At 43.1% G+C, this 513-nt stretch carries 1 protein-coding gene; it reads left to right on the top strand.

Going from position 1 to position 513, the window contains the following annotated elements; all coding sequences use genetic code 11:
* Positions 1–162: 162 nt before the first annotated feature.
* Positions 163–513: hypothetical protein (locus HX855_RS33100; RefSeq protein WP_218644353.1), on the top strand; the 351-nt coding region annotated here is incomplete at its 3' end.

Raw genomic sequence — 513 nt, 5'->3', positions numbered from 1 at the left:
GGGATACATTTGACAGCAACTCAAATACGCACGCAGTTTCTCACTAATGTTTTCCAAAAATGCATTGGACTTATTCTGAGCGGAAAAATACTAGACGGCACTAAGGCGCGAAATGAAGATTACGCCCGACATTTAGGCAATCTCCACGACAAAGTTTGCAGCTTGAACGAATACACGCCAACTATTTCGCTGGGCACAATTATGGGGAAGAAAAATTCAGACTTAAGAGAGGCTTGCACAGCACTTTCAGAAAGTTTGCAACTAAACCCGGGCAAAGTTTGGTTGTGGCAAGGATGGACAGTATCTAATGACAGCCACAGCATGCACTTGAAACTACTTCCCATCTACCTAAAATACGGCAGGTATTATACTGAGAGGCTGTATGAGGCATGCTCGCAATATTTTTCGGAGAGGACGACTTCCACCATTCCATGCTTGGATTCGCTTATTTGCTTTCTTGGTAGCGAACATTGCATATATACCCAAGCAGAATTATTAGATACCCGAACGTTT

This window comes from Pseudomonas sp. IPO3778, assembly GCF_013386825.1.
In the GTDB taxonomy this organism is placed as follows: domain Bacteria; phylum Pseudomonadota; class Gammaproteobacteria; order Pseudomonadales; family Pseudomonadaceae; genus Aquipseudomonas.
The sequence above is the reverse complement of the archived record's forward strand: the minus strand, read 5'-3'. Positions and strand labels throughout refer to the sequence as shown.